Genomic DNA, 20,696 nt, shown 5'->3' on the forward strand with positions numbered 1-20,696 from the left:
TGAGGGTCACTAAAGTTCACTCTTTGTCCTGATTATTAATGGAAAAAAAGGGGCACGAAACAATTAGAATAAAAAGGATTTTATTCTCTCTGGAATACTTGGATTCCTTTCTGGGAGAGATAATATCCATTTCCATCTGTAAGGGAAGTTAGATTAACAATTTTTTGGAGAACTATATATATATCATCATTATTTCTAATTTTTTCTTCTAACTGCTCAAGACAATACACAAGATCATCAAAGAAACTTGCTTGTAAAGGAATAGTCAGATCTCCGCTTTTTATAGCAGTTAAACGAGCTAACATATACTGATATGATAGGGTCAAAACAAAATCCACAAATTGAAGTTGTGGGTCATATTTAAAGTTCAAAATTCTTCGAGTCATGCCAAAAGTTGCGCTATAATAAAAAATTTTATTATCAAAATTTTGCTCCTCGGTTATTTTCCTTCTAGCAAATGCTATTTCATCTAATAACATATTTTTATAAGGCTCTGTAATGTCCATATCTGCCTCCTTCCTTTAACCTGCAGTAGCAGAGATTTTAACAACTGTTTTGGTTCTACCGCTAGCAGTTTCTCTAAACTGTTCATTATGTTTAATTTCAGGCATTTCAACCAGCTTGATATCCAAAGGCTTAGTTTCGGACGACGCTGTTCCTTTAATTGGTTCATTGACTAAACGAGGTACGTTTAGAGTATCCATTAAACCTTTAATTATATCCTCTCCAAACTCTGTGAGGTCATAAAAGGAATAGCTGTCTATACCTTCTTTTCTAGTATATTCATTTTTGATAAAGGCTCCCTTTTCGAGTATCTTGAGGTGATAAGTTAGTTTGCTACTATATTCTGGCGGTATTTCTAATTCAGTCATTATCTGAGAGAAGGGCAATTCACCATATTTGAGAAGTATAAAAAAAATTGCCAGTCTAAGATTGTCATTTAAAGCATTTATCGCTCGTCTAAGCTCTAAAGGCATTTCGTTTGCATACTCTTCTATTTTTTTGTTCGTGTACATTCCTATGATACACCTCTCAGGGGGAGCCCTTCAATATTACTTTTAGTATAAGTACATTTTGGTTTACTGTAGTATAATTAATTTTACTAACGTAAAAGCTTTATCGTTTCAATTTGTTTTGAGCTATGTGGTATCTAAGAATATCCAGAATAGATATGATAACTATCAAAGGAAGAAAAAAGAATCCATCTTTGCATTTAAGGATAGAATTTGTATAATCATTTATGGCGCTTATAATCCTCCAGCAGATAGGATTCATCCCGGAGAAAAAGAACGTCTAATAAAACTTCGTGATCGGTTAAGAGCGGATGGGTATATTAATACAGCCATAGTTGAAGATCTCCCTGATGATAAAGAGTCCGATATTTCTAATCTAGAAAAAAGTTTGAATTGCCTCGGTATGGCTGATTTAAATATCCTTGTTTTTACATGCAGAGGTAAAACTGGCAGTGTAGCAAGGGAATTGCTCCATGCCATTTCCAATCCAATAATTCTCTATAAATGCAGAATATTCGAAGAAGTGGATAAAGGAATAGCAGCAATGGAGACCCTTTTAAAAGAAGAACTATCTTCACATAGGTATAGAATAACTCAAGTTGAAAGGGAAGATGATGACGATTTATATGAACATGTTTCTAGTGATGTATTTCTGTTCTTGAGAGACTACAGCCTTAGATTCGCACGATGCTAAAGATAAGGAATCCCAGCCCATTTTAACATACAATTGTTGTTCTGGTTCAATATCTTATTTGAATGCTCATCGAGCAGGCGGGAATAAAGATCAGACTGTCTTTATCGGCATAATTAAATAAAATTTGAATATCGACAAAGGATTTTTATTACGATGATATGTATTTAGAATCATTACGAAACAAGAAGAACAACCACAAATGAATGATATTATCTCCGAAGAAGAGCGGGAGCGCCTGCTCTCCGAGTTGCACAGATTCCTTGCATGGGTAGGCGAGCAAATACCGGATGAGATTGACCTGGAAGGAAAGTCCATAAAAGTGCATGATATCGTCTGGAACTGCATCCATCAGAAGGAATTTTCTGAAATGGATAGGGAACGTTTCCTTGAGCTAATCAGCATACTTGAAACAAAAGAGAAATACGATGAGACGGCACTTGCCAGGGCCAATCTCACTCGCGAGGAGGCAAAGAGACTATATCATGAAACCGCAGCTCTCATACGTGCTATCATGGATCTCCGGGAATGCGAAGGCGGTAAGGTGAAATTGAAAGAATCCGGCGAAGAGATAAGAAAGAAAATCGATGATGCCAGGAGATGGCTGGATTTCTTGAAAAGCGTTGGGAAAAAATAGTTGATTTACACGTTCAAAACCGTTAACTATTAAAAGGGTTTCTATTACCCTCAATTACTGCAGCTACTTCCTCATATTTTGCGCCTTTGCGCAAAATCTTGAGAGCCGCGAGATCAACAACTGTTGAAGGCTCGCCACTGCATTCTCCACCATCGAGAATATAATCTGCTTTTATTCTTACTTCCTCCGCCTTTGTTGGAGGCGCCTCCCCGGAAATGTTCGCACTGGTGGAGGTAATCGGAACTCCTGCAAGTTCAATGAGCCTGACCGCCATCTTATGATCCGGAAATCTTATGCCTACCATGTCCTTACCCGATGTCAAGGTACCTGGTACAAGTTTTTTTTTCTTGAGTATGATGGTCACGGGCCCGGGAAGAAATTTTTCAATAAAGCGCCTCTCCCTGTCGCTTACATACACGAGACCCTCCATCATCTCAAAACCTGAAACAGCAATGGAAACAGGTTTTTCCGGAGTTCTTTTCTTGAATGAAAAAACCTTCCTTAAAGCATCCTCTGAAAAAATATTCGCCCCGATCCCATAAACTGTTTCGGTTGGATAGATAACAACGCCCCCATTCCTTATGATATCGGCAGCTTTTTCGATATCCTGCCCTATTTCAACATTGTATTGCCCCATTTCCCGAAATGCTCAATAAATAATTAAGCCGGCACTATCGTAAGAGAGGCAACCGGGCAGTTCCGGGTGCATATCCCGCAGGCAATGCAATTTCCATAATCTATCACTGCGCTGCCATTGGTCACATGGATGGCGAGTTTCGCCGTATCCATATTGAAATCCGCAGCCTTTGAAAGTTTGGTGTTCGTCGGGCACACCGTCACGCATATGCCGCATCCATTGCAGTTCTCTGATTGTACAAGTTTCTTGTCTTTTGCCATGGTATACGATACTGCGCGGGAATGATATGAATATTTCGTTTAATACATGGGCTTAAGACCCTCAAGTTTCTGTTCAATAGAGATATTTTGCCTGATAACCTGTTCCTTTTTCTCTCGTTCTTTTTGCACAGCTTCAACGCCTATGCTGAACAGTTTATCCAGTTCGGCAGAAGCTCCGATCGACAGAACCGACAGCACTCTGGGCATTTCACCGTTCCGTAAAAGAACGCCCTTGAATATCTGGCCTATCTCCTTGGATAATTTCTCGATCTCATTGGTAATATCGGTTATATCGAGGTACTTCTTGTCTCCTTCCAGGATTATCATCGCACGATTGGCTTCACTGTACGGATCAAGTTCAAAAAGGAGACCTGCATGAGAAATGCTGTGTTCAATGACAGCTTTTATGGGGAGATTATCCGTGCCTTCCCCGAACCCCAATGTGGCAAGCTTTGAACCGCTTGACATCACGGTCTTGAAATCACCAAGGTCAGTCACCATCATCATCTCGCTGTCCAGCACCTTTATAAGAAACAGAATCCTCTGCGCGATAGTCCTATTGATCCCATCGTATGCGGTCTTTATATCCTTCCCGAGGTGTTTCAGGAACTGGTTGTCCGCGATTATAGTACCATCGCACTGTCCGCTCATTATTTCCTTTAAACAGAAAATCGAATTTTGAAGATAGATCGAACCCTCTTCCCTGAAGGGCAGCACCATTACCCCGTAAACATTGGTCTTACACCTTTCCTTCAGCGCCTCTATCAGAAGGGGCGAAAACGATGAACCCGTGCCACCTGATGCCGAGGATATAATAAAAGCAAGGTCGAAATCCCCGCGTTCTTCTATGACCCGCATCAGAAGTTCTTTATTATCCTCAAAGCATTTCTTTCCTATTATCCTGTTCGCCCCGACTCCATGAAGATATGGAACATGGATCCTGTCCTTTGTCTTCGTGAACCTCAATTCTTTTAAATCGTTGATGGCCGTATTTATTGATATGGTCTCGACTTTGCTTGTAAATCGCTGCTTCCCATAATACTTGGAGAGCACACTGCCGCCAAAAGCTTCCTTGTTTATCGCATCAAGTATCCTGTTACCACATTGCCCGACGCCGATCAAAAGTATGTTTAACATATGTTTTCTCAGTATGAATATTCTTTATGTCTCTTTATCGTTAACACAACTATACCTGTCACAATCATTATCATGGACACAATTGCATACAAATAATAATTATTTTCCGCCTTTTTTGCCACAACTATATTATCAGATTCAGAGGTAGTGCCTATCGTATCGTCATTATAGACAGTCCTTAGATGCACGGAATAATTTCCCGGCTCTATCGCCTTTAACGTGACAGTATAAGTTTCCGCATAGCCCGGATATATCCTTTTATATACCTGCCTTAAATCCCCGTCCATAACCAGTGTGCCCTCAGGAGACTTACCGTCCACCGGCTCCACAAGTATTGATTCCGCGGGAGCTTTCCCAATATTCGTTATTTTTACTGCGACTTTAAAAAGTTCATCAGTATTAATATTATTTTTATTCAGAGTAACAACAGTTGTCAGGATTGATCTTTCCGGCACAACCTCCGCAACTGTTATGATAATAGGAGCTGTCTTATTCGCTTTCGAGCCATAGGTAATAGTTGAGGGGCCAAAAGTGAACGTTCCTGAGTCAACGGCTTTTAACGCATAATACACTTCCTGAACCTCTCCCGGTTCAAGCCTATCTTCGGGTACCGGCGGGAACTTTGAGCCCGGAGCATTGGAAAAACCGTTGGGAAGCCCCTCATTCAATGTCAGATTATACGCAGTAGCATTTCCTGTATTCTCCAGTCTTATTTTAAATTCTACTGTGCCTCCCAGATTTACATTTGACTTGTCCACGATCCTTGTAATTACAATGTTTGGGACACCAACGGGTAGGGTTGGTATCAACACATCGTATGTTTTGGGATAACTCCAGCGTTCAGGGAATTCTAATGTGAGAACTGCAGAACTCTCAGAAATAATAGGCATGCTTAGCTTTAGTTGATTATATACGATAGGGGCTTCCCCGACGTGTATATTCCTGATCGCCGACGAATCGTTCATGGTCAGATTGACCATAACATAATTATCAGGTTTAACGATTTTTATTAGTTCAACCATGAAGGTTCCGCTTTCAAAATTCAACCCAGTGTTATTCTTCATGGTGAAATTATATGTTTGAGTGGAAGCGTCTGCAAGCGGCGAGAGTATCAGCAGTATTGACAATAAAAACCAGTGTCTCTTCATTTGAAAATTACCTTTTTCCTGTGCATGAAAATATATACAAATTACACGGGATTGTATATAAACATTATGAGCATCAACATTATCATAATCATCTGAGTTGAGACCCTGAATTTAAAAAGAGTATCATTTAATCCTGAGATTTATATCGAGCCACCTGGATGAGTGTGTGAGTGCACCTATTGAAATGACATCGACCCCTGTTCTTGCGAAATCGCTTATGTTGTCAAGCGATATGCCACCTGAGGCCTCGAGAAAAACCCCGTCATTTAACCCTTTATTGCGCAGCATTTCAATGCTTCTCTTGATCTCGTTCGCATCCATATTGTCGAACATGACTATATCAACTCCCATTTCGGCTGCACTGACCGCAGAATCGATATTCCTTACCTCAATCTCTATTTTCTGGGTAAAGCTCGATAGCCGTTTTGCGTTATTCACCGCCTTTTCAAGTCCCAGGACCGCGATATGATTGTTCTTGATCATTACAGCATCTGAAAGGTTGAACCTGTGAGGGTCTCCTCCTCCTGCTATTACGGCTTTTTTTTCAAATTTCCTGAAACCTGGTGTGGTCTTCCTGGTGCACGCGATCCTGGCACCTTCCGCCCTTTCGACATATCTACGGGTCAATGTGGCTATACCGCTCATCCTCCCGAGGAAATTCAATGCAAGCCTCTCTGCCCTCAGGATTTGCCTTGCGCCGCCTTCAAGGGTAAAAATCACATCTTTTTTCTTTACAATCGAACCTTCGGTAAGATCTGTGGTCGCGAATATCTCAAAATATTCAAATATCTGGGTCGCTTCGGAAAGACCCGCAATAACCCCCTCTTCATTTGATACTACTTCCGCGTGAACTTTACAATCCGGGATTATGCTGCATGAGACATCATTATAACCCACATCTTCTTCGATGAAACGTTCAAGCTCTGTCATTAACATGATATGCCACCAATTGCTATTGGTTCTTCAAATTACTTATATACTACTGTCAATGTATTAGGAATCAAGAAGAGTATAATGCTGAAAATCGGAGTAATCGGCTGCGGTGCCATCGGTACAGAGATCTGTAAGGCAATTGATTCAAAGCTCATAAATGCAGAACTGGTGGGGATTTATGACAGGAGCGCTGAGCGCTGCCAGAAGCTGATCGGGTTGCTTGCAGTCAGACCCGGAAGCTTGGCTCCCGCTGACCTGATAGCCGCATCCGACATCGTGGTTGAGTGCGCTTCGCAGGCGGCTGTTCTGGATTTCGGGGCCATGGTGCTGAGTTGCGGGAAAGACCTTATGGTTATGAGTGTGGGAGCTTTGACGGATCCTGACCTGCTATTCAGGCTTAAGGAAATTGCAGCCGCTAACGCATCCAGGATCTACATACCTTCAGGTGCGATCGCCGGTCTTGATGGCTTGAAATCCGCTTCAATGGCCCATGTTAATATGGTCACCCTCACAACCACAAAAAATCCCGGGGGATTGAAAGGAGCGCCATTTGTCATTGAGAACAACATCGATCTTGATTCTTTTCGAAAAAAGACCCTCCTCTTCGAAGGAAGTGCGGAAGAGGCAATTGCGGCATTCCCCGCGAATGTCAATGTTGCGGCCTCATTGAGCCTTGCTGGAATAGGTACAAAGAAAACCCGGGTAAGGATTTTTGTCGATCCTGAGACTTCAAGGAACATACATGAGATCTCAGTGGAAGGGGAATTCGGGAAATTCACCTGTAAAGTTGAGAATGTTCCTTCGCCTGACAATCCCAGAACGAGCTATCTGGCCGCACTCTCGGCAATAGCCACGCTGAAGAAGATAAGTGAACCGCTCCAAGTGGGAACTTGAGATGCCATTTGAAGAATTTGCGATAATTATTGCTTCATTGAAAAGAAAGCTGTTTTACATCGCCGGTGTTTTTATCGCCGGTGCAATCTTTTCTTTCCAATATATGGGGTATGTAATTAAAAAAATAGAAGATCATTTTAGTCTGAGCCCACCTGATCAACTCAATGCTACTAAGCAGCTAATCGAAATATCGCGTAATCTCTCTTTGATCTCAAAAGATGTCAATAATTCTATTATTGCCCAGAACCTGACAAAGTTCTCAGTTGAATTAATAAATATATCTCAAAACTTAAATTTACGTGAACCAAAATTTGTGACGCTAACTCCGCTGGAAGTGCCGATGCTTGAGTTCAAGATGTCTCTAATATTTGGAGTACTTCTTGCAACCCCACTTATTATTTACTACGCTTATAAAGAACTGAAAGGGAGATTACCAAATGTAATATCCATAAATAAGTCTTTAATAATATCCGTAATAATTGCGTCTATCGTACTTTTTTTGTTAGGGGTTGGATATTCATATTTTATTATGATTCCACTTTTCCAGGATTATGTAAACCAAGAGACTTTGAATATTGGAGCAATTCAAAACTACTCTGTATACGAGTTCATTTATTTTGTAGTTATGACCTCGATAATAATAGGTTTTGCTTTTGAATTGCCTCTAATAATGACTCTTGTGGTTCGTTTTGGTATCATATCAAGGCAGACGCTTTCTTATTATAGGAGGCATGCGTATATCATTCTGCTGGTTGTTGCAGCATGGATCACCCCAGGGCCAGACATTTTCAGCCAGATAATGGTAGTGGTGCCGTTTGTAGTCCTTTATGAAATCAGTCTACTGGTGATAAGATTTACTGGAAAATAATAGGTTCTACTTACAAAAAATAAAATTCCTTGACTCGAACAGCTTCACATTTATATGTCTTTATATGAAAGGGTCTTTGATATCCTGGAAGATCATCTTGACGATTTCGTGGATTTCGAGTCACAAATATTGAATTTTCTTAAAACAAAGTCGTAAGAACGCACTAAAATGACTGGGCAGCGTATGGTGCTAACGTCACAAAGACAAGCGATATAAGAATCAGCACCGCAAATAAAACCGCGATCGCATTGGATATGCGCTCAACCTTTTCGCCATTTCCCACGATTCTTGATAGAGATGATGTCAGAACGTCCCGGAAGACGTGCCCACCATCAAGGGGAACTGCCGGAAGGCAGTTGAAAAGACCGACATAAAAGTTCATCCAGCCAATCCACATCAGGATGTTCAATATCCAGAATATGTTTGTTCCAAGAGGGATTGCCCAGCCAGCAGGCTCATAAAAATGGGTTATCAGGCCTGAAAATCCTGGGAAGCCTTCACCCGTGAGACCGAAAATAGGCAGGCTGAACAGGAGGATCCACCCGCTGAACCCGGTCAATAATGAAGGGATGCTCTTCAGCACAAGCAGATAGTTCTTAGCCGGGAACTGGCCTATAGTTATACCCACGGAATAGCTCGTGGCTGATTCTTGTGGCGCATAAGAGACCCCCAGGAAACCCTTTTTAGCCTCCTTTTCGTAGGGATATTTGACCAGCTCCACGTTCCTGAACACTAACCTGGATGCATTCACCGAGCTGTTGCTCATGAGATATATATCTAATTTCTCACCTGCTGAGGTGGAATTCATGAACGTGATAAAATCATCTATAGAATTGATATCGGCCTCGCCGATCTTAACAAGAACCATCCCCGATTTTATTCCTGCCGCTTCTGCAGGAGAGCCTTCAACTACTTTGAATACCACTACGCCTTCACTTGTTTCATTGCCCGATGCTGAAACGAGCTTGATCTCTTTTCTCACCCCTCCATCAACCAGGTTCAGACTGACATTACTTCCCGGTTTCAGGGTCTTTGCATAGGCCAAGAAGTCATTTGCGGTACTGATCTGCTTGTCGTCTATTCCTGCAAGGATCATGTTCTGTCTCACGCCTGCCTGTTCTGCAGGGTATCCTGGCACAACACCTGTTATCATTACGTCTCCCACAGGAGCAAGCGAGCCGAGTATGGAAAAGAACAGTATGAATGCAATAAATGCAGTGACAAAATTAGCCATAACGCCTGCTGTAAGTACCCTTACCCGTTCGCTGCGCGTCGCGAGCTTTTTGGGTTCTATGCCTGCTTCTTCTTGAGTCCCGCCTTTCTCTTCCTTACTCCCAAGAAGCTGCTCTTCATCTGGCTCTGCAAATCCTCCGATCGGAAGTACAGCCAGCAGTATGCCCATTGATTTTACTTTGATGCCTTCCACTTTACAGAGTATGGCGTGCGAGAACTCATGCACTACAAGCGTTACAAGCAATGCAATGATGCCATACCAGAGAGGTATGAACTCGTTCACTCCCGGGATAAGGAAGATATTGCGCGGCTCATTGAACTTGCTGGGAGGAGGGACTGTATGTGTCTGGAAAGACCTTATCATGGAGTAATCAACGAACAATATCATCAGCAACATGACAAGCATTCCCATGAGCATTGCCGGAAGACCGATATTGGCAAACAATCTCCAGAACCTTTTAGGGACCGCGAGTTTATCGAGGAATATCTGACCTTTTTGCGTACGTATCATCAATATAGGCCCGTAAGCTGAGATGTTGTATTTGCTAAGTATTCCTCGCCTGTCAAGGAGAGCCACGAAAAGCCAGTAGAGAAAGAAAATAACAAGAATAATATCGAGGGTACTCAACTAACCGTCTCCCCTGGGAATCCAAATAAACTATTAAGTATGTCAAGCATATTAGTTTGGGTGAGTTAATGTTTTCAATCGTATATATAACCGCTGGCGATATGGATGAGGCAAAGAGCATCGGAAGGACACTTATCAAGGAACGCCTCGCCGCATGTGTGAATATTTTTCCCATCACTTCGATCTTCAGATGGAAGGATAAGATCGATGAAGCGAATGAGATCGGGATTATTGTGAAAACGAAAACTGGCAAAGTGAAGGCTATCAAGAAAAAAGTTAAAGAGATACACAGCTATGAGGTGCCTTGCGTTGTATCTTTTGAACTCGGGGAGGGTTCGGAAGAATATCTTAAATGGATTAATGAGTCCGTGGATGGTTAATATGAAGGAGTGCAGCATCATCTGAATCGTAAGTAAGAGCGGCCAGTCTCAATCGCATTCTTTTTCCACAGAAACATATTTTATAAAGAACATTCATGTAAGCAACCCATGTCCAACTTCCCCTCAGAAGAACCCGTTCTTGTAACCTGCGGCCTTCCCTATGCCAACGGCAAGTGCCACATAGGTCACCTGCGCACCTATGTTCCTGCCGACATCTTTGTGAGAGCACTTAGAAAACAGGGACAGGATGCCGTCTTTATCTGCGGGTCCGATGCCCACGGAACCCCCATAGTGGTGAATGCGGAGGAGCTGGGTATTAAACCCAAAGACCTTGTCAATAAGTACCATCAACATTTTGAGAAGATTTTCAAAGCGATGGAGGTGGAGTTCAACTTCTACGGGAATACTGACTCGCCAACGAACCACGCAAGGACGAACAACATCGTTGAAACTCTTATTGAGCGTGGATATGTTTATCCACAGATCATTCGGCTGGCTTATTGCCCACATGACCAGCGGTTCCTTCCCGATAGATACGTTGAAGGCATCTGCCCATACTGCGGCGCGGTAGCGCGCGGGGATGAATGCGACCAGGGTTGCGGAAAGCATCTTGAACCCGGGGAAATAAAGAGCGCAAGATGCAGGATATGCGGCAACCCTGCTGAGTATCGCGAGCAGGAGCATTTCTTTTTCAAACTTTCAGCTTTCGGAGGCTTTCTTTCCGAATACCTGAACCAGCTCGGCGGCACATCCAATGCTATAAACTATGCAAAGGAATGGGCAAAGGAACTGAAAGACTGGTGCATCACACGGAACCTGGAATGGGGTGTACGTTTCCCGGGGCATGACGACCTCGTTGTGTACGTCTGGGTGGATGCTCCCATCGGATACATCTCGTTCACCGAGGAATGGGCGAAAGACAGCGGGAACGACTGGGAAAAATACTGGCGAAAGAGCTCGCGCATAATACATTTCATTGGCGAGGATATCACATATCATCACTGCATCTTCTGGCCTGCGATGCTAAAGGGCGCGGGATACACCCAGCCGTGGGCAGTCGTTGCCTCAGGCATGCTGAAGATTGACGATAAGAAGTTCTCAAAGAGCAGGGGATATGTAGTGTGGGTGGATGAGGACTATCTCGACCACGGTTTCCATCCGGATCTCCTCAGATATTACATTGCCAACTATACCTCGCATACGAAAGAGTTGAATTTTTCATGGAAAGTGTTCCAGGACAAGGTGAATAACGAGCTTGTGGGAGCGCTGGGGAATTTCCTTCACAGGACGCTGCATTTCGCCCACAAGAATTTTGGGGAGATACCTGAAGGCGAAGTGGATAGTGAAATTTTTGAGAAAATCGAAGCAACGATCAACTCTGTAATACTGGCTTTCGATGAATACGAATTCAAGAAAGCCACCGACGCGATGATGGAACTTGCCCAGTATGGCAATGCATATTTCCAGTCGCATGAGCCTTGGCAGCTCATTAAAACTGATAGGGAAGCATGCGGGCATGTAGTGAAAAACTGCCTTCAGATAGGAAAGGCGCTCGTTTTGTTGTTTGAGCCTATACTTCCGGGAAATATGGAACGGGCTTGGAAGCTGCTTGGATTTCAGGGTGACGTCCATTCCACGCGGCTTGAAGATGCCCTCGTAGAGATTCCTGCAGGAGAACTTAAAGCTCCTGAGATATTATTCACTAAGATTGAGGATAAGAAGATCAAAGAGATGGAGGCGATCCTTGATAGAAGGATTAAGATAGCAATAGCGAAAGAGAAGAATAAGCTTGAGGCAGGGAAGGAAAAAGCCGAGATCACATTTGAGGAATTCCAGAAGCTTGATATAAGGATTGGAAAAATATTATCGGCTGAAAATATAAAGGGTTCTGATAAACTGCTGAAGCTTGAGGTGGACATAGGTGAGAAGCGCCAGATTGTTGCAGGGATCGCGAAGTCCCATGCACCTTCCGAACTTGTGGGGCGTCAGGTTGCGGTGCTTGCGAATTTGAAGCCTGCGAAACTTTTCGGCGTGGAATCCCGCGGGATGATACTGGCTGGTGATGGTGAGGGCGCGGTGCTGCTGCTGCCTGAGAAAGAGGTTAAGGAAGGGACGAAAGTGAGATGATTTTTTTAAGACTTTGATTATGCCTCTTAACTTGTTAACATTAGAAAATCTGTTAGATATCAATGAGCAGATAAAAATACGTGCTTCAAAAGACCCTCGAATAGAGTACACTGGAAGTGAAGACTATCCCATCAAGATTCGTGAACTTCAGAAGTTAATCGAACTTACACCGAAGAATAGGGCTGTGGTAGAGATTGCAGCGTATTATCTTAAAAATATAATTCTGTTACAGGCATTCCCGGACGCCAACCATAGAACAGCATTGACAGCAACGGAAAGATTTTTAGAAAAGAACGGCTACAGCTTCGATTATACGGCTGTAGAAGCATACCAGTTCCGAAAGGAACTCTATACCAGAAGATTGCAGGAATATGGAACTTATGAAGAAAGACCTACAAGAGTCTTAAAAGAAGCCGATAACCAGGTATTTTCACTATGCCTGGAGTTTGTTAGGGCGCATATCAGATAGACTATCCCAACTCCACTAAAACTTCATACCTGCGGTCAAGAATACGATTTATTGCTTGCAACTCAGAGTCTCTGTCGGAATCCTCTGGTTTTACCATAGCAGATGTAGAGCGAATCCGTTGTTTTTGCTGCTGTTTCGCCATTGCCTGTACTTGAATTGCATTCTATTTATAATCATTGCTGATGCTTCGGGCCCAGTGCTGCTGCTGCCGATGAAAAGGGTTAAGGAAGGGACGAGGGTTGGGTGATTTTTTACGACTTTGCCAATTGTCTCAAAAATACTTTCATTTTTCGTTTCATATTGTGACTAAAATTCCATTGAGACAACGGTTAACGAAGCGGTTTAAATGAAAAAACAGATAAATATATAAATATTTGTTACCATTTAGAATAAATATTAATTTGCATATATAAACAATGGAAAAGAAAAAGATAGACCGTGGTATAAAGATATTTCATTAGTTATAGCCGTTATTTCATTAGTTATATCCGATATTCTTGCAGTAAATGAATTAAAACCCTTTGAACTCAATGTTTATGCTAACGGGGTATATGTTACTCCTAATTCTAAGGGTGAAACAGATATTTTAAATTTGATTGTCCCAATCGAATTCGTAAATAGAGGAAGTAAAGCCGGAGTTATTGATGAAGTATATCTAATTGTGAATTATCAAAACATGAATATAAAATATGAACCTCTGGTGGAATTAGATTTATCTGATTTACTAAAATATCGACAGTAAAATGTGAATTATGTTGCAACGACGCCATACTTACCTTTTTTATTAGAAGGTAATACAGAAAAGAGCAAAACCATTTTATTTTTTTCAGAGTCTGGCGTATCAACTATGAAAATTCTCCCTGGCAACTACACTATAAACATTTATATTAAGACTCAAAATGATAACAAAGCAATCAATATGGGAACAATTAGTATTTTTATAGATACGATACCATAATTAAACATCAAAAACAATATATTACTTATATTTTAAATAATAATCGTTGGATTTTTAACATGGCACCTCCAAACACAAGTTAATTTTTGACTAATCGCCATGTTTTTCTCTATCATCCCTATCTATTATTTTATTCAAGATTTTAATCCGTCCGGCGACTTATGCAAATTTTTCTATATTTTCTTGCCTCATTTTGCCGACAAAGCCAAACAACGAATAAACGATAGAGCCCCTCACACACCCCCGTGCCAATGCCCCACCGATTCAGAGCTGAGCGACAATTAATCCAAAACAAACCTCTTCGCTCACAAATAGGGGATAGAACAATCCTATCATCTCCTCGGATAGCAAAAGGGGGCAATCAGAAACATCGGAGGGGATGGATGCGATGCCGAATGCCCCAACGATAATATAATTGTCTTTGCTTATAAATATTTTCTACATTGTCATGATCTCTTTTGCATACTTATAAATTATTTCACATTATAGGGATTTGTATGCAGGTTATTAAACTAAACAATTCTCCCTACGATGCGAACGCGTACCTGGTGGATGGAACAATACTTATTGATGCGGGCATGGATTCCGGATCGATAATCGCCCAGCTTGGAAAATATATTGGACCTGAAGAACTTGAGACTATTATTCTCACACACTGCCATTATGACCATTCCGCTGGAGCAAAAGGTGTCGCCGAAGCAACAGGCGCGAAAATTGCCATCCACAGGGACGATGCCCCGCTCCTTAACAGCCCACGTTCCAGCGCTTCAGACCTCTTTGGTATGAGACCCCCGGAAATTACCCCCGATATCCTTCTGGAGGGAGGCGAGGTCTTTGGAGAACTTGAGGTGCTCCATACTCCCGGGCACACCCCGGGTGGCATATGCCTCTACAGCGCCGTCTCAAAAATACTTTTTTCAGGAGACACCGTATTCCAGGACGGGGGCTTCGGACGCACCGACCTGCACGGTGGAAATACACAACAGTTGATCGAATCAATAAGAAAGCTTACCCACCTTGATGTCAGCATTATGTATCCCGGGCATGGTGATACTGTGATGAAAGATGCTAATGAACAGATAGGATTGTCTTTGATCATGGCCGAACAGTACTCAGATTAGGACAGATTTCATCCTGGCCGCAGGATAAAACCAATATGCTTTTAAATAAGAAAAGACGATTGACCTTTACTTAGGAGGAAATATATGTTTGGTATCGAATTTGTACCGGCTGACCCCGTTCTGAAGCTTGCATATTACACAAAGCTTGCTGAAGAGAATGGGTTCGATAATGTATGGATAACTGACCACTATAACAACAGGGATGTTTATACCACACTTGCTGTTCTGGCTATGAACACCAACAGGATTAAACTTGGGACAGGGGTAACAAATCCTTATACAAGGAATATTGCGATCACAGCCCAGAGCATTGGCGCGATCAATGAGATCTCCGGAGGGCGAGCAATTCTCGGCATTGGCCCCGGGGATAAGGCAACCTTCGACGCCATGGGCATAGAATGGGTAGAGCCCATGACAACCATTGGCGAGAGCATATCTGCGCTGCGGGCTTTCTTTTCAGGGAAAAAAGTATCGCAGGATGGAAAAAGGGTAAAGATCGGTGGCGCGAAACTGGCCTTTAAGACAGGGAACATCCCTATCTATATGGGAGCGCAGGGACCAAAAATGCTTGAGCTTGCCGGCAGGATCGCTGACGGTGTTCTCATAAATGCGTCCCACCCTAAAGACTTTGAGTTCGCTATCAAGCAGATAGCCGCAGGAGCCAAAGCTGCAAACAGGGATCCCAAGACCGTGGATGTGGGCGCGTACGCATGCTTCTCCATACACAAGGACGCGGAAAAGGCAAAAGGTGCGGCCAAGGTAGTTGTGGCGTTCATCGTTGCAGGTTCACCCGACACAGTTCTCCAGAGGCACAGTATCGATGTCAGCGCCAAGAAAACCATAGGCGACGCCATAGCTAAAGGAGATTTCGCAGGCTTGAATGCACTCGTTACCGACAAAATGATCGATTCCTTCTCGATATGCGGAACACCCGCCGACTGCAAGGCAAAGGTAGAAGCATTGAAGAAAATAGGTGTCACCCAGATAGTTGCAGGTTCTCCGATCGGTCCTGATAAGGAAACGGCTATAAAGTTGATAGGCAAGGAAATCATCGGAGGAAAATAGGTGCAAATGCACAGTGATATTCCCGCAGAAGGTCCTCCTGTGTCCAGGGGGATCCTTAAATCTGACCAGACCCAGGTGCTGACAAGACTGGGAGATATGCATGCCCCAAATGTGGGGCTTCCGAAAATCGCAGACGTGAGGGAATACAACTATTGCTGTTCCTGCGGCACATGTGAGGCCATATGCCCTGTGAATGCACCTGTGGTCCGTAGGGAACCTTTGGATGCCACAAAGGATAAGAACAATTATAGAAAAGTGGAGTTGAAGACAGAAGTCCTTTTCCAGGGAAACAGTCCTTTCAAGAACGAAGCGAATCCCTGTGTTCAGTGCTATGCATGCGAAAGGGTGTGCCCGCTGCTCGATGGTTTTCCGGTAGACGAGTTCAACAACATTAGAACTATGAAAGCCGGGAAGAGCAAGACCCTTCATGGCCAGGACGGTGCTGTTGTATCGCAGATATTGAAATCGCTGCTGGAGCAGGGGGAGATTGATTGTGCTATCGGCGTGGTCAGAAATGACAAATGGTCCACAAAGATAGTTACATTCACAAGCCCCGAAGATGTTGCCCGGGCGAGCGGCACAAAATACACTTATCAACCGGTCGTGGCCACGATGCGGGATATCCATCGGGCATACATAGATTCCGCGGAATCACCCCTCATTTCACATGATGGCTCCATGCAGGAAGCACACAGGACTTTCATCGAACCCATCAAGAATGCCCTGAAGAAATATAAGAAAGTGGCTCTGGTGGGAGTACCATGCCAGGTGCATGGGGCGCATCTCTTCAGGGAGAATTTCAACAGGATAGAATTGATAATAGGTCTCATCTGCATGGAAAGCTTTTCAGAAGAGATCATGTTCTCCGAGGTTATACCGAAGATCATGGGCGTTGATGTCAGGGATGTCGTGAAGATGAATTTCCATAAAGGGAATTTCATTGTCGAGACTACCAAAGAGACAAAGGAAGTGCCAATTAAAGTCGTTGCCCCAATGGCGCGACATGGATGCCACTTCTGCCAGGATTATACATCGTATTATGCAGATATATCCGTGGGCTCAGTTGGCTCAGATGACGGATGGAGCACCATATTCACAAGGACGGAGAAAGGGGAGAAGTACCTCAACAAGGTTACTGATATAGAGTATTCAGATAAACCTATAGTTCTCGACATCGTCAAGAAGCTTGCTGCCATGAAGCACAAAAACAATAAATGGGATTGGCGAGCCTTCCTGAAAGAGATATGGAGCCGCGATGATCCTATCAGACCATGGGGTGCGGAAAAGATCGCAAAAATACCGCCTCCCCCGCCGCCACCTCCACCAAAACCGGCGGCAGAACAGCCAGCGGTAAAGAAAGAAGAATAATATGCGACGAGGACTCTACCTGGGAAGATTCCAGCCCTATCACCTGGGGCACCATGCGGTCTTAAAGCAGATAGCTCAGGAAGTGGACGAGATCATTGTCGGGATAGGAAGCGCTCAGAAAAGCCATGAGAAAGAGAACCCATTCACAGCGGGCGAGAGGGTGCTCATGGTCTCAAGGGCGCTTGAAGAATTCGATATAAAACATTATGTCATACCCATAGAGGATATTCAGCGAAACTCGCTGTGGGTATCCCATGTGAAGTCCATGGTACCTACGTTCGAAATAGCCTATACCAACAATCCGCTCGTAATAGAATTGCTGAGCGAAGCCGGTATCGAAGTCAAGCAGTCTCCTCTTTTTCACAGGAATAACTACTCAGGAACCGAGATAAGGCGAAGGATGCTTGAAGGGGATAAATGGGAGCATTTTGTCCCCAGGAAGGTGGTTGAGATCATCCGGGGAATTGACGGGGAAAAAAGGCTGAGAACAATAGTCCAATCAGACCAGGATTGAGATAATCAACTCTCTTCCATTTCCAGAGCTTCGCGCAATGTAAAATTCCCTACATACAGGGCAGCGCCAACCACAACGCCTTTTGCCCCGGTTCCTTTTATAGCTGCAATATCCGAAAGAGTAGTAATGCCACCAGATGCTATTACAGGTATGTTCAGCGCCTTTGCAAGTTCTCTGGTCGGTGCGGGGTTTACTCCTTTCAGAAGCCCTTCAGTATTGATATCCGTAAAAAGAATGCTCCCGGCCCCGAGTTCCTCGAACCTTTTGCCGAGCTCAACCGCCGTATAAGCTACACTCTTTGCCCAGCCGTGAGTAGTTACCTTCCCGTTTTTGGAATCAAGGGCTACCATGACCCGCTTTCCGCCGAATTCGTGTGCGAGGTCTTCCACAATAGAAGGATTGTTTACAGCAGCAGTGCCCAGGATAACCCTGTCCACGCCAATATTAAGGAATCCTGCAGCATCCTCTTTTGACCTTATTCCCCCGCCTACCTGTGTTTCAACGCTGTAATTACCTACTATGGATCGGATTATTGGGCTGTTCAAACGTTTTCCCTCTATGGCGCCGTCAAGGTCGATGAGATGAAGCACGCCTGCCCCCTCGGTTACCCATTTTGAGGCCACAGCAAGAGGATCGTCAAGAGAAACGCGCTCGGTGCCCGGGATACCCTGGACTAATGAGACACATTTTTTATTTTTCAGGTCGATGGCAGGGATCACTTTGAACATTGCGGTCATCGACCCTATGGCGCTGCATGAAATAAGCATTTCTCCCACTCATAATGCGCAGGAATATACTCTTGCATAGGTTGATTTCACCATGCTGAGGCAGATTTACAGAAGGTTAATAAATTCAATAGATTTTTATACTTTGTAAGTAATGACATACTGTTATGGAACTGCCAGAAAATATTGCGGAGTTCCATGGAGGTCGAAGTATGGCAATAAAGGCATTTAGAAAAAGGTATGCCCTTAATGCGATATTTTTAATCTTAATTTTTGCTGCTAGTATCCTGATAAGTGGATGCCTTCAATATAAACAGGCTATTGAAGCGCAGGATAAACCACAAACCCAGAACAAAGAATTGATCCAAATAGCGCCTATAGAAAAAATATCCGATGAGCTCAATCTACTTCAATCGAAAGAGTGGGGCAGACTCGCTGCAAAACTTGGTCATCCGAGGGCTACCACATTGCTGTGGTATCACCTGAGAACAACCTATAGTATTGACACAAAAGTGATTTTTGGTTATCCCAATAAGGTCAACAATGCAAACCTTGCAATTATGGTAATAACAGGAGGGAACAGCTCCTTTCCAAACATCAATATAAAAGGAGTGAATTATTATATCATCGATCCCATGACCCCTGCAATCATCAATGATTTCAAGGATTTCAAGTACGGCGACATATTCGATGACCCCAGGAACAACTATCTTTCAAGCTATTTCGGGCTATACCAGGAAGATGCAAGCATTATAGAACAATGGAACAAGGAAACCGGGGTAGGCATCAAATACACAGATTTCCCGGCAACGGTGAAGTAACCGCTATCTTCATTTTTTTCATTAGTTGAAAGTATTAATTGGAGGGGTGCAGAATAAAGGTTATAATCCATGCAGGCAATTCAGCCTGTCATGCAGCAAAGACGTGTTGTTAATCTGAAACAGGACCTGAAGCTCTCCGGGAACGTATGGAAATTCGGAAATGACATTGATACAGACGCAATTATACCTGGCAAGTACCTGACGATAAACAAACCCGATGAACTTGCTAAACATGCCTTTGAAGGGGTTCGGCCTGAATTCTCACGCAGCGTGAAAGAAGGAGATATCATTGTTGCAGGTTTTAATTTTGGTTGCGGCTCATCGCGCGAACATGCCCCCCTTGCCCTGAAAGGCGTTAAGATCAAATGCATCATAGCAAAATCTTTCGCTCGCATTTTTTTCAGGAACGCTATCAACATCGGTCTCCCGCTTCTTGAGTGCCCCGATACCGACAATATTGAAGAAGAAGATCATATAGAGGTTGATTTTAGATCAGGTCTCATCAAGAATGAAACAAAAGAAGAGACCTATCAGGCCACGCCGCTGCCTGAGTTCGTCAGGGGCATAGTTGATGCGGGCGGCCTAATAGGTTTCGCTAAAAAAATCGTTCAATAAAAAAGTTTAAAAAAATCAGTAATATGCTCCAGGCATATTACTGGCTTGTTTCGTATCTTTTCAGGATGCTAATGACCTGATTCAGCAAATTCTTTGACTCTGTGAGGTGCTTTGCACCAATATCTGCTGCCTTGTCCAGATTGGCATCCAGCAGAAGCAGATTTTCCTGGAGCAGATATATCAGGTACATCATTATACACCAGTATACCGCAAGGGCCAGGAATGATAATGTCCCTATAATGACTAATTCATTGTAGATGAGTGCTGTAGACTGTCCAAGCGGCTGCAATATATTAATCGCAGACATAAAATTATAAAGAATTATGACTCCAAATATGATCGGTACAATCGTTGCAATAATCAGACTTTGTTTACTAAGCTTCATTCAGTATCCTCCCGGAGTTTCCTCCTGGCTCCATTTTATGTTATCTATCTATTTAAGTATATCTAAATT

Annotated in this window: 23 protein-coding genes; 13 read left to right on the top strand and 10 right to left on the bottom strand. The window is 43.2% G+C overall.

What is annotated here, in order from left to right; genetic code table 11:
• Positions 1-80 precede the first annotated feature (80 nt).
• Together O8C65_09960 and O8C65_09965 are read right to left on the bottom strand one after the other, a co-directional pair.
• Positions 81-506, bottom strand: coding sequence for a hypothetical protein (locus tag O8C65_09960; GenBank protein MCZ7357248.1), 426 nt, complete (start codon positions 504-506; stop codon positions 81-83).
• 15 nt (positions 507-521) lie between these two features.
• Positions 522-1,016, bottom strand: coding sequence for a winged helix-turn-helix domain-containing protein (locus tag O8C65_09965; GenBank protein MCZ7357249.1), 495 nt, complete (start codon positions 1,014-1,016; stop codon positions 522-524).
• A 127-nt stretch (positions 1,017-1,143) separates the two neighbouring features.
• On the opposite strand from O8C65_09965, the gene O8C65_09970 reads away from it, so the two are divergent.
• Together O8C65_09970 and O8C65_09975 are read left to right on the top strand one after the other, a co-directional pair.
• Complete coding sequence (locus O8C65_09970) at positions 1,144-1,707, top strand: hypothetical protein (GenBank protein MCZ7357250.1); 564 nt, start codon at positions 1,144-1,146, stop codon at positions 1,705-1,707.
• 199 nt (positions 1,708-1,906) lie between these two features.
• Positions 1,907-2,341, top strand: coding sequence for a DUF5788 family protein (locus O8C65_09975; protein MCZ7357251.1), 435 nt, complete (start codon positions 1,907-1,909; stop codon positions 2,339-2,341).
• A gap of 22 nt (positions 2,342-2,363) precedes the next feature.
• Here the strand turns inward: O8C65_09975 and O8C65_09980 are convergent, their stop codons facing one another.
• The 5 genes from O8C65_09980 to nadC all read right to left on the bottom strand — a co-directional run bounded on the left by O8C65_09980 (position 2,364) and on the right by nadC (position 6,459).
• A complete protein-coding gene (locus tag O8C65_09980; protein ID MCZ7357252.1) occupies positions 2,364-2,978 on the bottom strand; it encodes an L-threonylcarbamoyladenylate synthase in 615 nt (204 codons plus the stop codon).
• 23 nt (positions 2,979-3,001) lie between these two features.
• A complete protein-coding gene (locus tag O8C65_09985; protein ID MCZ7357253.1) occupies positions 3,002-3,238 on the bottom strand; it encodes a 4Fe-4S binding protein in 237 nt (78 codons plus the stop codon).
• 39 nt (positions 3,239-3,277) lie between these two features.
• Complete coding sequence (locus O8C65_09990; GenBank protein ID MCZ7357254.1) at positions 3,278-4,375, bottom strand: cell division protein FtsZ; 1,098 nt, start codon at positions 4,373-4,375, stop codon at positions 3,278-3,280.
• A gap of 8 nt (positions 4,376-4,383) precedes the next feature.
• The gene (locus O8C65_09995) at positions 4,384-5,523 is read right to left on the bottom strand and encodes a BatD family protein (GenBank protein MCZ7357255.1); all 1,140 of its coding nucleotides are present in this window, start codon (positions 5,521-5,523) and stop codon (positions 4,384-4,386) included.
• A 123-nt stretch (positions 5,524-5,646) separates the two neighbouring features.
• Positions 5,647-6,459 (bottom strand): carboxylating nicotinate-nucleotide diphosphorylase, encoded by an 813-nt coding sequence (gene nadC, locus O8C65_10000; GenBank protein ID MCZ7357256.1) that lies wholly within the window; start codon positions 6,457-6,459, stop codon positions 5,647-5,649.
• Positions 6,460-6,537: 78 nt separating this feature from the next.
• Between nadC and O8C65_10005 the strand changes: the two genes are divergently transcribed.
• Positions 6,538-7,350, top strand: a complete 813-nt coding sequence (locus tag O8C65_10005) for an aspartate dehydrogenase (protein MCZ7357257.1) — start codon at positions 6,538-6,540, stop codon at positions 7,348-7,350.
• Between the two features lies 1 nt (position 7,351).
• Positions 7,352-8,218 (top strand): twin-arginine translocase subunit TatC, encoded by an 867-nt coding sequence (locus O8C65_10010; GenBank protein ID MCZ7357258.1) that lies wholly within the window; start codon positions 7,352-7,354, stop codon positions 8,216-8,218.
• Between the two features lie 163 nt (positions 8,219-8,381).
• On the opposite strand, the gene O8C65_10015 is transcribed toward O8C65_10010, so the two are convergent.
• Positions 8,382-10,079 carry a site-2 protease family protein gene (locus O8C65_10015; GenBank protein ID MCZ7357259.1) on the bottom strand — a complete coding sequence of 566 codons (1,698 nt, stop codon included), beginning with the start codon at positions 10,077-10,079 and terminating at the stop codon, positions 8,382-8,384.
• 68 nt (positions 10,080-10,147) lie between these two features.
• Here O8C65_10015 and O8C65_10020 point away from each other — a divergent pair, with 68 nt between their 5' ends.
• From O8C65_10020 to O8C65_10050, 7 genes are all read left to right on the top strand, one after another.
• Positions 10,148-10,459 carry a divalent-cation tolerance protein CutA gene (locus O8C65_10020; GenBank protein MCZ7357260.1) on the top strand — a complete coding sequence of 104 codons (312 nt, stop codon included), beginning with the start codon at positions 10,148-10,150 and terminating at the stop codon, positions 10,457-10,459.
• Positions 10,460-10,567: 108 nt separating this feature from the next.
• A complete protein-coding gene (gene metG, locus O8C65_10025) occupies positions 10,568-12,586 on the top strand; it encodes a methionine--tRNA ligase (protein MCZ7357261.1) in 2,019 nt (672 codons plus the stop codon).
• Positions 12,587-12,617: 31 nt separating this feature from the next.
• On the top strand, positions 12,618-13,055 hold the full coding sequence (locus O8C65_10030) for a Fic family protein (protein MCZ7357262.1): 438 nt from the start codon (positions 12,618-12,620) through the stop codon (positions 13,053-13,055).
• A 1,455-nt stretch (positions 13,056-14,510) separates the two neighbouring features.
• Positions 14,511-15,134, top strand: coding sequence for an MBL fold metallo-hydrolase (locus O8C65_10035; protein ID MCZ7357263.1), 624 nt, complete (start codon positions 14,511-14,513; stop codon positions 15,132-15,134).
• Positions 15,135-15,218: 84 nt separating this feature from the next.
• Entirely contained in the window at positions 15,219-16,199 is a 981-nt protein-coding gene (gene mer / locus O8C65_10040) for a 5,10-methylenetetrahydromethanopterin reductase (GenBank protein ID MCZ7357264.1), read from the top strand.
• Between the two features lie 6 nt (positions 16,200-16,205).
• Positions 16,206-17,567 (top strand): Coenzyme F420 hydrogenase/dehydrogenase, beta subunit C-terminal domain, encoded by a 1,362-nt coding sequence (locus O8C65_10045; protein MCZ7357265.1) that lies wholly within the window; start codon positions 16,206-16,208, stop codon positions 17,565-17,567.
• Position 17,568: 1 nt separating this feature from the next.
• Entirely contained in the window at positions 17,569-18,081 is a 513-nt protein-coding gene (locus O8C65_10050; GenBank protein ID MCZ7357266.1) for a nicotinamide-nucleotide adenylyltransferase, read from the top strand.
• 5 nt (positions 18,082-18,086) lie between these two features.
• Here O8C65_10050 and hisA read toward each other — a convergent pair whose 3' ends face one another.
• Positions 18,087-18,809, bottom strand: a complete 723-nt coding sequence (gene hisA, locus O8C65_10055) for a 1-(5-phosphoribosyl)-5-[(5-phosphoribosylamino)methylideneamino]imidazole-4-carboxamide isomerase (GenBank protein MCZ7357267.1) — start codon at positions 18,807-18,809, stop codon at positions 18,087-18,089.
• Positions 18,810-18,973: 164 nt separating this feature from the next.
• Between hisA and O8C65_10060 the strand changes: the two genes are divergently transcribed.
• Both O8C65_10060 and O8C65_10065 read left to right on the top strand, forming a co-directional pair.
• Positions 18,974-19,627 carry a hypothetical protein gene (locus O8C65_10060; protein ID MCZ7357268.1) on the top strand — a complete coding sequence of 218 codons (654 nt, stop codon included), beginning with the start codon at positions 18,974-18,976 and terminating at the stop codon, positions 19,625-19,627.
• A 90-nt stretch (positions 19,628-19,717) separates the two neighbouring features.
• Positions 19,718-20,242, top strand: coding sequence for a 3-isopropylmalate dehydratase small subunit (locus tag O8C65_10065; protein MCZ7357269.1), 525 nt, complete (start codon positions 19,718-19,720; stop codon positions 20,240-20,242).
• A 37-nt stretch (positions 20,243-20,279) separates the two neighbouring features.
• Here the strand turns inward: O8C65_10065 and O8C65_10070 are convergent, their stop codons facing one another.
• Positions 20,280-20,627 carry a hypothetical protein gene (locus O8C65_10070; protein MCZ7357270.1) on the bottom strand — a complete coding sequence of 116 codons (348 nt, stop codon included), beginning with the start codon at positions 20,625-20,627 and terminating at the stop codon, positions 20,280-20,282.
• Positions 20,628-20,696 lie beyond the last annotated feature (69 nt).

The organism is Candidatus Methanoperedens sp., from assembly GCA_027460535.1.
Classification (GTDB): domain Archaea; phylum Halobacteriota; class Methanosarcinia; order Methanosarcinales; family Methanoperedenaceae; genus Methanoperedens.

What these genes read in the sequence shown, in the direction of transcription:
- O8C65_09960 (MCZ7357248.1), bottom strand. Translation starts at nt 506, where the DNA reads ATGGACATTACAGAGCCTTATAAAAATATGTTATTAGATGAAATAGCA.
- O8C65_09965 (MCZ7357249.1), bottom strand. Translation starts at nt 1,016, where the DNA reads ATGTACACGAACAAAAAAATAGAAGAGTATGCAAACGAAATGCCTTTA.
- O8C65_09975 (MCZ7357251.1), top strand. Translation starts at nt 1,907, where the DNA reads ATGAATGATATTATCTCCGAAGAAGAGCGGGAGCGCCTGCTCTCCGAG.
- O8C65_09980 (MCZ7357252.1), bottom strand. Translation starts at nt 2,978, where the DNA reads ATGGGGCAATACAATGTTGAAATAGGGCAGGATATCGAAAAAGCTGCC.
- O8C65_09985 (MCZ7357253.1), bottom strand. Translation starts at nt 3,238, where the DNA reads ATGGCAAAAGACAAGAAACTTGTACAATCAGAGAACTGCAATGGATGC.
- O8C65_09990 (MCZ7357254.1), bottom strand. Translation starts at nt 4,375, where the DNA reads ATGTTAAACATACTTTTGATCGGCGTCGGGCAATGTGGTAACAGGATA.
- O8C65_09995 (MCZ7357255.1), bottom strand. Translation starts at nt 5,523, where the DNA reads ATGAAGAGACACTGGTTTTTATTGTCAATACTGCTGATACTCTCGCCG.
- nadC (MCZ7357256.1), bottom strand. Translation starts at nt 6,459, where the DNA reads ATGTTAATGACAGAGCTTGAACGTTTCATCGAAGAAGATGTGGGTTAT.
- O8C65_10005 (MCZ7357257.1), top strand. Translation starts at nt 6,538, where the DNA reads ATGCTGAAAATCGGAGTAATCGGCTGCGGTGCCATCGGTACAGAGATC.
- O8C65_10010 (MCZ7357258.1), top strand. Translation starts at nt 7,352, where the DNA reads ATGCCATTTGAAGAATTTGCGATAATTATTGCTTCATTGAAAAGAAAG.
- O8C65_10020 (MCZ7357260.1), top strand. Translation starts at nt 10,148, where the DNA reads ATGTTTTCAATCGTATATATAACCGCTGGCGATATGGATGAGGCAAAG.
- metG (MCZ7357261.1), top strand. Translation starts at nt 10,568, where the DNA reads ATGTCCAACTTCCCCTCAGAAGAACCCGTTCTTGTAACCTGCGGCCTT.
- O8C65_10035 (MCZ7357263.1), top strand. Translation starts at nt 14,511, where the DNA reads ATGCAGGTTATTAAACTAAACAATTCTCCCTACGATGCGAACGCGTAC.
- mer (MCZ7357264.1), top strand. Translation starts at nt 15,219, where the DNA reads ATGTTTGGTATCGAATTTGTACCGGCTGACCCCGTTCTGAAGCTTGCA.
- O8C65_10045 (MCZ7357265.1), top strand. Translation starts at nt 16,206, where the DNA reads ATGCACAGTGATATTCCCGCAGAAGGTCCTCCTGTGTCCAGGGGGATC.
- O8C65_10050 (MCZ7357266.1), top strand. Translation starts at nt 17,569, where the DNA reads ATGCGACGAGGACTCTACCTGGGAAGATTCCAGCCCTATCACCTGGGG.
- hisA (MCZ7357267.1), bottom strand. Translation starts at nt 18,809, where the DNA reads ATGTTCAAAGTGATCCCTGCCATCGACCTGAAAAATAAAAAATGTGTC.
- O8C65_10060 (MCZ7357268.1), top strand. Translation starts at nt 18,974, where the DNA reads ATGGAACTGCCAGAAAATATTGCGGAGTTCCATGGAGGTCGAAGTATG.
- O8C65_10065 (MCZ7357269.1), top strand. Translation starts at nt 19,718, where the DNA reads ATGCAGCAAAGACGTGTTGTTAATCTGAAACAGGACCTGAAGCTCTCC.
- O8C65_10070 (MCZ7357270.1), bottom strand. Translation starts at nt 20,627, where the DNA reads ATGAAGCTTAGTAAACAAAGTCTGATTATTGCAACGATTGTACCGATC.